Raw genomic sequence first — 10,807 nt, 5'->3', positions numbered from 1 at the left:
GGCCGCCAACCGCAAGCGCCTCGGCAGCCGGGGCGGCCGCCCGCCAGCCTTCGACCCCGAGGCCTACAAGCAGCGGAACACCGTCGAGCGGTGCATCAACAAACTCAAGCAGTGGCGCGGTCTGGCCACTCGATACGACAAGACCGCCACCATCTACCTCGCCGGACTCCACATCGCCGCCATCTTCATCTGGTCGGCAAGATGATCCGAAAGAAACGGCCTAGCCGCGCAAGTCGCTGACCACATGGGCATGCGAGCGCCCCGTGCAAGGCCATGACCTGCTGATTTGCGAGGTGGCTAAGCCTTGAAGGGGGCGCGTAACACTGTCACAGGCAAGCTGCGCAAGAGGGCTTTGGCCCCTTAGAGCGGGCCCTTCCGCCCGCCGCCCTCAGGCGGGGCAGCGGGCTCTCGGAGAGCAGCAGAGATGAGTTCGTTGGCGTGGGTTTCGCGGCCGCGGAGGATCTTGGCGTAGACGTGGTACAGGACGGCCAGGCTGTGGCCTGCTCGGCGGGCGACCTCGGGTGGCTCGATGCCGGCCAGGATCAGCAGGGAGATGCCGGCGTGGCGGTTCGCGTAGGGCGTTTCGGCCAGCGGTGACTCGAACTCATGTGGTGTGAGGGCTTCTTCGCGGGCCGCCTTCCACAGGTCGCAGTACTCCGTTGAGCGGACCCTGCCGCCGCTGGCGGCGCGGAAGAGGCGGCCGTCGGGGGCTGTGCCGTACCGCTTGATGTGGTCGCGCAGGAGCCGTACCAGGACCGGAGGGATGGGGACCGAGCGGGTTGCCGTGCGGGCGCGGCGCTTCAGGCCGCGCTTCTCGTACGGTGTGCCCTCGTCCGTCCAGCCCCTGGCGACCTCCGGTCGGCTCTCCGAGAGGCGGAGCTCTCCCCACTCGTCGTCGTCCTCGGGCAGTGTGCAGTCGGACTTCCGGGGGGCGTGGTCGTGGACGTGTCCTTGGTCGTTGACCTGCGCGTTTCGGCGCAGTGAGCTCGAAGAGGATTTGAGTGACTTCTGAGGCGGAATTATGGCCTCCGTCACAGCCTGGCGTTCTCGCTCTTGATGGGGTTGGTCACGACCGAGTGGGCACCTCGGCGTTCTGCCTGACCAGCAGGCGTCACCGTGTCCATCTGCAAGACCCAAGGGGGAACACCATGTACACGGGGAACCTTTCCCGTACCGCTCTGCGCCGTACGACCATGGCTGTGGCGACCGTCGCCGCTGCCGCCGTCTTCACCACCACCGCGGCCCACGCGGCACCTGCTCGGAGTGGCGACGAGAAGCCGACGACCGCGGCCGCCCAGGCTGCCGCGGTGGTCGAGAAGGCCACGGGTACGGCCGACATCCTGCCCGCCGCGACCACGCCCGAGGGCTCGATGCGCGCGGTGGCGGCCACCGAAGACGGGGTGAGCACCGTCACCGCTCCTGCCACCACACAGGGCGTCGTGGAGGCCACCGCCGCGGACGGCAGCACCGTGGGGATCGGCTTGCCGGACGTAGCCAAGTCCTCCGCGACCGCGACCGACAACGGGACGATCGTCTACTCGGGTGCGGACTCGGCCACCGACGTCGCCGTCCAGCCGACCGTCAACGGCGTCCGTTCCCTGGTCGTCATCAACAACGCCTCCGCGGCCAAGGAGTACCGCTTCGACCTCCACCTGCCCGACGGTGCTGTTGCGGAGAAGCAGCAGGACGGAAGTGTCACCGTCAGCAAGGGCGACGAGGTGCTGGGCACCTTCGACGCCCCCTGGGCCAAGGACGCCCGCGGTGAGGCGGTGCCGACGTCCTACCGTGTCGAGGACGGGGCGCTCGTCCAGACCGTCGCCTTCGACAAGAACACCGCTTTCCCGGTCGTCGCCGACCCCAGCTGGTGGGACCAGACGAAGTTCGTGGCCAAGTGCGGCGCGGCCGTCGCCGGCGTCCTGCTCACCTTCCTCCCTGCAGGATCCAGCATCAAGGTCGTCCGCGCCGTGGCCCTCTTCAAGAAGTACGGCGCCAAGAAGACCGCCACCATTATCTGGCGCTTTGTCAACGGCAAGCGCGTCGGCTCCAAGGAGCGCGAGGCGGTCAAGGCCTTCATCGGCATCACCGCCATTTCCAACGCGTGCCAGAAGTGAGGTGACTTCCTTGAGTGTCATTGAGAAGGTGGCCGTCGTCGCTCTGGCGGTCGAGGTCGCGGTCATGGTGCTGGCGCGGGTCGGCACCGAACGGCGCCACTGGAACCACTACAAGAAGCGTGGGGCGGAACCGCACAGGCGGGATGACATCACCCACGTGTCCGGCATCCTGTACGGGATCGCCGCACTCGCTGTGGCCGCGGCCGCTTTCACGGTCCCGCTGCAGTTGACCCTGTCCACCATCGGGACGTTCGCGCTGTTCGGAGTGCTGCTCCCGGCACTGGCCGCCAACTCGGTCATGGTCCTGGCGACACGGGGCCGCCCCGACCAGGCTCCGCGCTGGTCGCAGGGACTGGCGTTCTTGGTTGCCGCAGGGGGCGGCGTTCTCTCGGTCGGCCTGGCCGCCTGACGGCGCCACGAGCCCGGCTACTTCTGCAACGCCCACACACGAAGGTCCGGGGCCCTCCACGGTCCCGGACCTTCGTGTCGTTTCCATGCTCGGCCGAACAGGCGGCACACAGGTGAGGACGCCTTCACCAGCGCACGGGAACCTTGTAGACGATCTCGCACAACGAAGCGAGAACCACGATGTCCGCCGTCTCAACCGCGCGTCAGTCGGCGCCGTAGTACGTCCGCCGGATCCGGGGCACCAAGGCGTCTCAGCGTCGAAGCCGGGCGGGCGGCCTCCGGCGCGGCCTCGCCGCAGACGGTGGCCCATCTGGTCGGCGGGCTGTGGGATAACGGCACGGATGCCGCGTCGACGGAGGTGCCCACGATCGCGCGGGATGAGTAACCGCGATCAGCAAGGACGACCGCAGGACGGGTTCTTGGCCTGCCGAGTCCTCTTCGCGGGACCCGGATTCCGGCCATGACGGCCTCGAAGGCCGGCGCGTCACCAGCCTGGCCCGCGGTGACATGGAGGGACAGAGGCCGCGCCCGGCTGTCACTAGCCGAGTGGACCTTCGTGCTCAAGCCGCCGCGGGAGCGTCCGAGGGCGTATTCCTCCGGCTCGGACCGGTCGGGCGCCCCCCTATTCCTTGCTTCGGCCGAATGCTGGTGACCCGGCAGACGGTGGAGTCCACCGAGATGGTCCAGCCCACGCCGTCGCCAGCATCCGCCCCTGTAAGGACAGCCGCGAGGATCCGTTCCCACGTGCCGTCCACGGCCCACCGTCGTCCACGGGCCGGATCGGGCGGCATCAGCGGCTCGATCCGGCCCCATATCGCATCAGTGATCACTAACCGGACAGACACATCCGATCAACTGACCCATCCATCAAGGAGACATGCTCTAGACCCGTACCGTGACGGCATTGCGCCACCGCTCGCCGGGACGGGCCTTCTGGTGTCGGCCCTACAGCTTGGTGTTGCCGCCTTTGTTGACGATGCTCGGCTTCTTGCAGTTGTTCCAGGTGAGCTTGAGGCCGGTGCGGCCGCCACCCTTTCCTCCCCACTTGATCAGCGGGAGCCGTTTCCCGGAGTATCCAGTTCCGTACTTGTTGTTCTTGAACGTGTTGCCGCGACCACAGGACTCGCCCTTCTCCAGCCGGCCCCACTCACTGAACATGGCGTACCAGCCGGACTTGGTGAAGGTGTTCCCGCTCACCGTATTGTTCCGGCTGCCGTCCCTGATCCGCACGGGGTCGCCGGTGATCGAGGAGAACTTGTTGCCCGTGATGCTGCTGCCCGAGGTCTGCACCAGGTAGACCCCGTGCATCTTCCCGCCGTTGCGCAGCCCGGAGAAGGTGTTCTTCCGGATCACGATGCCGGAGGAGTTCTTCACGTGGACGGCGGCGTAACCGGTGGAGCCACTGAGGTTCTTGAACGTGTTTCCGCTGACCGTGACGTTCGCAACGTTCCTCAACAAGATCGCGTTGGCGTGGCCGGAGAACGTCCTGCCGCTGATGGTGAAGCCGCCGGGGCCGCCATCGATGCACAGCTGGTAGTCGCCCTTGGGACACTTCACCTGCCCCGGGTACTTGGAGGCAGTCGCACCCCAGCTCGCCTCTGGCAGGCCGCCGAGCAGCAGCGCGGTGCCGAGGGCAGTGGTGAGGGCGGCCGTCGGTACGAGACGACGTGCACGTGGGCGGTGTGTGGGCATGGGGCGACTCCTGTCCGGTTGTCGGATGGGGTGGTGGGGCCTGGCGACTGGTCTCTCTCCCCCGCGGGGAGGTCGGTCGTCGCAACCGAGCCTGGGCCACCGGATCCTGTCCGGCCATGGCTTTCGGTGTCCGGGACAGTCGTACGGCTGTCCGGGCTGGTCAGCGGCCTGTCCGGGGCGCCGGGACAGGGGTCGTCGGCTGTGAGGACCACGATGACAATGACTGCCTGGCGATCACGGGAGAGCCGAACCCTGGGGGCGGCGGGTCCTCGGCCGAGTACGTCGCTCTGGGCGACATCCGACCGAAGGTCTGTGGAGGGCAGGGCTCCCGGGAACAGCCGGCCTTGTCCAAGGCGGAAACGATGTCCGTGTGCCTGAGTCCTGCCGGGAAGGTGCCCGTCCCTCCGACAACCGACGGGGGGAGTTCGACGACGTCACGCCAGGTCTGGACGCTGATGAGGGAGACCTTGCGGCAGCGGCAGACACTCAGTTCAAGGTCTCCGTAGGCAAAGAGCCTCGGCCACTTTCTGTTCCGGCTCATTGTTCCGATGTCCCACGGCTCGCCGAGTGCTGCGGTCACGTCGTTCCAGTCAGCTCCGCTGAACACCGGGCCCAGTCGGCCTGTCTTCGCCATGTTGGTGAGGACGTCGACTATCTCCACGAGGCGGGAGCCTGACAGGTGCCCTGACCAGCAGTCCAGCGGTTTCAGCCAGCTGCGGTCTGTTCGGTTCGGGCTCGGGTGCTGGTGAGGCGGTAGGAGTCGGTGCCACCGTGACCAGGTAGCCAGGACCAGGGGTCGTTCGCATGTCCGTGCACCGTGACTGCCTGGTGTTCCCCGTGATCCCCGTTCCATGGGAACGCGAGGGGGCCCGGCTACCGGCCGAGCACCTCCACGAGGTCCACGAACAGCGATATGCCGAGGATGACGACAGCACCGATCCCGAGCACCAACAGGACCACGGTCAAAGCGATTGCCATCGTGATCCGCGTGCGTCTCACAGCCGACTTGTAGTCGGTGTCGTCGTCCCAGCTCTGATCATGCATGGCAGCCCCCTTGGCAGGCACCGTACAAGGTTGGCGGGGAGGCTGCCCTGGGCGCAGGGCACGAGGTCGTCAGCGGCATCCGCGGCGGCTGCTTCTCCGCGCTTCTCCCGGCGGGCCCGGTTCACGGGGTGGGCCGTCGCGATCGTCGTTGGTGAAAACCGTTTCGGGCGCTCCGCGCGTCCTCCCCCTAGGACGACGGGCACCGGAGGGGGACGGGAACGTGGCGGATGCGATATGGCGCGGGATGCGGCAGCTGGGCAGGTTCGGGGTGGTGCAGTTGCGCTGCTGCGCCTTCGCCGTGGCGCTCGTCGGCGGGATCGGCGCGTCCACCCTGCTGCCCGATCTGCCCGTCGCCCGGTACGACCTGCTGTTCGTGTACGGCGTGCTGCTCGCCGTCCTCGCCCGGCGCGTCGGCTGGGACACCGCCCGCGACACCGGCGTGATCGCCGCCTGTCACGCCATCGGGCTGCTCTTCGAGCTGGTCAAGGTGCAGCTCGGGTCGTGGAGCTACCCGGAGGACGCCGTCCTGAAGGTCGCCGGCGTGCCCCTGTACGGAGGGTTCCTGTACGCGGCGGTCGGCAGCTACGTCTGCCGGGCCTGGCGGCTCTTCGGGCTCGGCCTCACCGGGTACCGCGCCACCGCGACCGGTGTCCTCGCGGTCGGCGTGTACGTCAACTTCTTCACCCACCACTGGCTGCCCGACGCCCGCTGGCTGCTCGCGGCGGCGCTGCTCGCCGCGACGGCGGGTACGTGGGTGTGGTTCACGGTGGGGGAGCACCGTTACCGGATGCCGCTCTGGCTCTCCTTCGTCCTGATCGGGTTCTTCCTGTGGGTGGCCGAGAACGCCGCCACGTACGTCGGTGCCTGGAGCTATCCGCACCAGCTGGACGGCTGGCAGCCGGTGGCCCTGTCGAAGTTCGGTGCCTGGGCGCTGCTGATCAGCGTGACGTTCGTGCTGGTGGAGCGCGGATGGCGGGAAGATTGGCGCAAAACTGCGCCGTAACGATTCTTCTCTTGGGGTGGCAGGCGTCTTGCGGGATTCCGGGTGATGAAGGTGGTTTATCGACTTGTCATCACGCTTCAGGGGGAATTGGTCTCTCCTGGCTGGTTCGCCGGGGATTCGGTGGGCAAGTCTTGAACCGCGACGTCGAGAAAACACCGAGGCGGTCGGCCAACTGCCTTGGTACCAGCCGTAGTTCAGTGCTTCCGCACTTCTGCATCCCGGTTCCTGGAGGAATCACATGGCAAGCATCCGTACCGCTCGCGTTCTCGCCGCTGTCGCCGCGCTTCCGCTGGCCGCCGCCCTCTTCGGGGGCGTCGCGCAGGCCGACAACGGTGGTTTCGCGAACGACGGATCCAACGCTTCCGTCGCCACGATCATCGGCAGCGGCGTGGGCGGCGAGAATTCCGGCAACTCGACCACCACCCAGCAGGTGGCCACCGGTTCCGGTGCCTCCAACCAGAACAACACCGCGAGCGTGAACGGCTCCGCCTGGACGGCGATCGACCAGGGGAACGCCACGGTGAATTTCACCCACCTGTGGTGAGCTACGGCCCGACGGGGGTCATGACGGAGGGGTGAGCGGCGACGGCCCGCACCACGGCACCACCACGGTGCCGGGTGCGGGCCGTCGCGCGTGTGCCTCCTCGTTTACGGGCCTCGTTCGTGCGCCTCCTCGTTTACGGGCCTCGTTCGTGCGCCTCGTTCGTGGGCCTCGTTCGGGCGTCCGCCCCCTAGGCGCCCGGCCCCCGCCCGTCCACCTTCAGGAGGTGGGGTCCGCGCCACCACTCCGACCTGAGGCGGACCCGGGTTCGGGACCTGGGGGCGATCCCCGCAGGGCGGCGCGCTCCTAGCGTGGATGCCATGACCGCGACCTATGGGCCCGTCTGCGCCGGTGCCTCCACACCCGCCACGACCGGCGCCACCGGATACCCGTCGTTCTCCTCGTACGTACGGGTCCGGGGACCCGTCCTGCTGCGTACCGCCCGGTCGCTGACCGCGAACCCGAGCGACGCCGAGGATCTGCTGCAGACCGCCCTCGCCAAGACGTTCGTCGCCTGGGAGCGCATCGAGGACCACCGCGCCCTCGACGGCTACGTACGACGTGCCCTCGTCAACACGCGCACGTCGCAGTGGCGCAAGCGCAAGGTCGACGAGTTCGCCTGCGACGAGCTGCCCGAGCCGCCCGGACAGCCGGACCAGCCCGACGCCGCCGAGCGGCAGGCGCTGCACGACGCGATGTGGCGTGCGGTGATGCGGCTGCCCGACCGGCAGCGTGCCATGGTCGTCCTGCGGTACTACGAGGACCTCAGCGAGGCCCAGACGGCCGCCGTGCTGGGGGTCTCCGTGGGTACGGTGAAGAGCGCCGTCTCGCGGGCGCTCGGCAAGCTCCGCGAGGATCCGGAGCTCGCACCGGTCCGGTAGGCGGTGGGCACGGCGGGCGCCGCAGGCACGGCAGGCGCGCACCAGGGCGTTCGTGGGTGCGAGGGAATCCGGCTACCCCTGGGTAGTGACATACCGCGTGGTATGGGCGCAGAATCTGCACACCCTTACTGCACTACCTGGCCCACTGCCGCGTAGCGAGCGCGCCCATCGGGAGGACGCCGTGCTGAGCACCATGCAGGACGTACCGCTGACCGTCACCCGCATCCTGCACCACGGGATGACGATCCACGGGAAGTCGCAGATCACCACCTGGACCGGCGATCCGGAGCAGCCGCACCGCCGCAGCTTCGCCGAGGCGGGCGCCCGTGCCACCCAGCTCGCGAACGCCCTGCGCGACGAGCTCGGCGTCACCGGCGACGACCGGGTCGCCACCCTCATGTGGAACAACGCCGAGCACGTGGAGGCGTACCTGGCGATCCCCTCCATGGGCGCCGTCCTGCACACCCTCAACCTGCGCCTTCCCCCCGAGCAGCTCGTCTGGATCGTCAACCACGCCGCCGACCGCGTCGTCCTGGTCAACGGCACCCTCCTCCCCCTCCTCGCCCCGCTGCTCCCGCACCTCCCGACGGTCGAGCACGTCGTCGTGTCGGGGCCCGGCGACCGCTCCGTCCTCGACGGCGCGGCCCCGCGCGTCCACGACTACGAGGAGCTGATCGCCGGGCGCCCGGCCTCGTACGACTGGCCCGAGCTCGACGAACGCCAGGCCGCCGCCATGTGCTACACCTCCGGCACGACCGGCGACCCGAAGGGCGTCGTCTACTCGCACCGCTCCGTCTACCTGCACTCGATGCAGGTCAACATGGCCGAGTCGATGGGTCTGACCGAGCGTGACACGACGCTCGTGGTCGTGCCGCAGTTCCATGTGAACGCCTGGGGTCTGCCGCACGCCACCTTCATGACCGGCGTGAACATGCTGATGCCGGACCGCTTCCTGCAGCCCGCCCCGCTCGCCGAGATGATCGAGAGGGAGCGGCCGACGCACGCCGCCGCCGTGCCGACCATCTGGCAGGGCCTGCTCGCCGAGGTCACCGCGAACCCCCGCGACATCTCGTCCATGGCGACCGTCACCATCGGCGGCGCCGCCTGCCCGCCGTCGCTGATGGAGGCGTACGACAAGCTGGGTGTCCGCCTCTGCCACGCCTGGGGGATGACGGAGACGTCCCCGCTCGGCAGCATCTCGAACCCGCCGGCCGGGCTGACCGCCGAGGAGGAGTGGCCGTACCGCGTCACGCAGGGCCGCTTCCCGGCCGGCGTCGAGGCGCGGCTGATCGGCCCCGGCGGTGACGTCCTGCCCTGGGACGGCGAGTCGGCCGGCGAACTGGAGGTCCGCGGCCCGTGGATCGCGGGCGCCTACTACGGCGGCGCGTCCGGCGAACCCCTCCGCCCCGAGGACAAGTTCAGTGCCGACGGCTGGCTCAAGACCGGCGACGTCGGCGTGATCACGCCGGACGGCTTCCTCACCCTCACCGACCGCGCCAAGGACGTCATCAAGTCCGGCGGCGAGTGGATCTCGTCCGTCGAGCTGGAGAACGCCCTGATGGGCCACCCGGACATCGGCGAGGCCGCGGTCGTCGCCGTCCCCGACGAGAAGTGGGGCGAACGCCCCCTCGCGACCGTCGTCCTCAGGGACGGCGCCGGCGCCGACTACGCCGCCCTCCGCGACTTCCTCGTGGGCGCCGGCATCGCCAAGTGGCAGCTCCCCGAGCGCTGGGCGATCGTCCCGGCGGTGCCGAAGACGAGCGTCGGCAAGTTCGACAAGAAGGTGATCAGGAAGCAGTACGCGGAGGGGGAGCTGGACGTCACGCGGCTGTAGGGCTGTAGGGCTGTAGGAGTGGTGAGGGGTGTCCCTGCGTCCGGCCGCGCAACGGCGGCGGACGCGGGGGCACCCCTCGTCGTTCAGTTGGTGCCGATCTTCGCCAGGAGGTCGACGATGCGGGACTGGACCTCGGCGCTGGTCGAGCGTTCCGCCAGGAACAGGACGGTCTCGCCCGACGCCAGTCCGGTCAGTTCGGCCTCGTCCAGGCCGGCCGAGGTGTAGACGACGAGCGGCGTGCGGTTCAGGTGGCCGTTCGCGCGGAGCCAGTCGATGATCCCCGCGCGCCGGCGGCGTACCTGCATCAGGTCCATGACCACCAGGTTCGGCCGGAGCTGGGTCGCCATCGCGACCGCGTCGCTGTCCGCCGCCGCACGCTGGACCTGCATCCCGCGCCGTTCCAGTGCCGTCGTCAGCGCGCCCGCGATCTCGTCGTGCTCCTCGATCAGGAGGACACGCGACGGGTGCTGCTCGCTGTCCCGCGGGGCCAGGGCCTTGAGGAGGACGGCGGGATCGGCGCCGTACGCGGCCTCCCGCGTCGCCTGCCCGAGCCCGGCCGCCAGCAGCACCGGCACCTCGGCGGCCACCGCGGCCTGCCGCAGCGCCTGCAGCGCCGTACGGGTGATGGGCCCGGTCAGCGGGTCCACGAACAGCGCGGCCGGGAACGCGGCGATCTGCGCGTCCACCTCCTCGCGCGAGTGCACGATCACCGGCCGGTAGCCGCGCTCGCTGAGCGCCTGCTGCGTGGCGACGTCCGGGGCCGGCCAGACCAGGAGCCGGCGCGGGTTGTCCAGGGGCTCGGGCGGCAGCTCGTCGTCGACGGGCTGCGGCTGCGGCTCGTTGGCGACCTCTACGGCGCCACCCGGGCCGTCCAGCGGCTCCGGGCCCTCGTCCGCGCCCTCGTCCGGTGCCCCTATCTCGTACGCGCGGCCCTCGCTGGGCGGCGTGGCCAGGAGCGGCTGTGGGTGTGGATGTGGGTGTGGGTGCGGGTGTGGCTGTGGTGGCGCGGGCCGTTGCGGCTGCGCCTGCGGGGCCGATGGGGCCGGTGGGGCCGGTGGGGTCTCGGTGGCGGGCGTTCCGCTCGCGGGGGTCGCCTGCGGTACGGGATGGGGGCCGGCGCCCGGCATCGGACGGGCAGGCGTCGCCGTGTCCGCCGCCTGCGGCCGGTCGCCCTCCGGGGGCGTGGCCAGCTTGCGGCGCCGCCCGGAGGGAGCCGGGGCTGCGCCCGTCTGCTGGGCGAACGGCACGCCCTGGCCCAGCGTACGGACGCTGAACGCCCGGCCCTGGGTGGAG

9 protein-coding genes and 3 pseudogenes are annotated in these 10,807 nt (G+C 69.6%); 7 read left to right on the top strand and 5 right to left on the bottom strand.

The window, feature by feature from the left end; translation table 11 throughout:
- Nucleotides 1–205, top strand: a pseudogene (locus HTZ82_RS29365) (IS5/IS1182 family transposase); the annotation flags it as partial.
- Between the two features lie 155 nt (nt 206–360).
- On the opposite strand, the gene HTZ82_RS29360 reads toward HTZ82_RS29365, so the two are convergent.
- Nucleotides 361–1,035, bottom strand: a complete 675-nt coding sequence (locus tag HTZ82_RS29360; RefSeq protein ID WP_254712201.1) for a hypothetical protein — start codon at nt 1,033–1,035, stop codon at nt 361–363.
- Between the two features lie 113 nt (nt 1,036–1,148).
- Here HTZ82_RS29360 and HTZ82_RS29355 point away from each other — a divergent pair, with 113 nt between their 5' ends.
- Both HTZ82_RS29355 and HTZ82_RS29350 read left to right on the top strand, forming a co-directional pair.
- Nucleotides 1,149–2,111, top strand: a complete 963-nt coding sequence (locus HTZ82_RS29355; protein WP_175412423.1) for a hypothetical protein — start codon at nt 1,149–1,151, stop codon at nt 2,109–2,111.
- 10 nt (nt 2,112–2,121) lie between these two features.
- Nucleotides 2,122–2,520 (top strand): hypothetical protein, encoded by a 399-nt coding sequence (locus tag HTZ82_RS29350; protein ID WP_254712200.1) that lies wholly within the window; start codon nt 2,122–2,124, stop codon nt 2,518–2,520.
- 249 nt (nt 2,521–2,769) lie between these two features.
- Here the strand turns inward: HTZ82_RS29350 and HTZ82_RS29345 are convergent.
- The 3 genes and pseudogenes from HTZ82_RS29345 to HTZ82_RS29335 form a co-directional block, all read right to left on the bottom strand.
- Nucleotides 2,770–3,364, bottom strand: a pseudogene (locus tag HTZ82_RS29345) (IS5 family transposase); the annotation flags it as partial.
- Between the two features lie 100 nt (nt 3,365–3,464).
- Nucleotides 3,465–4,211, bottom strand: a complete 747-nt coding sequence (locus HTZ82_RS29340) for a right-handed parallel beta-helix repeat-containing protein (RefSeq protein WP_175412422.1) — start codon at nt 4,209–4,211, stop codon at nt 3,465–3,467.
- An 873-nt stretch (nt 4,212–5,084) separates the two neighbouring features.
- Entirely contained in the window at nt 5,085–5,255 is a 171-nt protein-coding gene (locus tag HTZ82_RS29335) for a hypothetical protein (protein WP_175412421.1), read from the bottom strand.
- A 244-nt stretch (nt 5,256–5,499) separates the two neighbouring features.
- Here HTZ82_RS29335 and HTZ82_RS29330 point away from each other — a divergent pair, with 244 nt between their 5' ends.
- From HTZ82_RS29330 to HTZ82_RS29315, 4 genes are all read left to right on the top strand, one after another.
- Nucleotides 5,500–6,258, top strand: coding sequence for a DUF817 domain-containing protein (locus HTZ82_RS29330; RefSeq protein WP_175412424.1), 759 nt, complete (start codon nt 5,500–5,502; stop codon nt 6,256–6,258).
- A 238-nt stretch (nt 6,259–6,496) separates the two neighbouring features.
- On the top strand, nt 6,497–6,802 hold the full coding sequence (locus HTZ82_RS29325; protein ID WP_175412420.1) for a hypothetical protein: 306 nt from the start codon (nt 6,497–6,499) through the stop codon (nt 6,800–6,802).
- 317 nt (nt 6,803–7,119) lie between these two features.
- A complete protein-coding gene (locus HTZ82_RS29320; protein WP_175412419.1) occupies nt 7,120–7,680 on the top strand; it encodes a SigE family RNA polymerase sigma factor in 561 nt (186 codons plus the stop codon).
- 181 nt (nt 7,681–7,861) lie between these two features.
- Entirely contained in the window at nt 7,862–9,514 is a 1,653-nt protein-coding gene (locus HTZ82_RS29315) for a long-chain fatty acid--CoA ligase (protein WP_175412418.1), read from the top strand.
- A gap of 83 nt (nt 9,515–9,597) precedes the next feature.
- On the opposite strand, the pseudogene HTZ82_RS29310 reads toward HTZ82_RS29315, so the two are convergent.
- A pseudogene (locus HTZ82_RS29310) lies at nt 9,598–10,807 on the bottom strand (hypothetical protein); the annotation flags it as partial.

It is taken from the genome of Streptomyces sp. TRM64462 (assembly GCF_013362995.1).
GTDB lineage: Bacteria > Actinomycetota > Actinomycetes > Streptomycetales > Streptomycetaceae > Streptomyces.
This window is presented reverse-complemented; position numbering and strand designations above follow the sequence as displayed.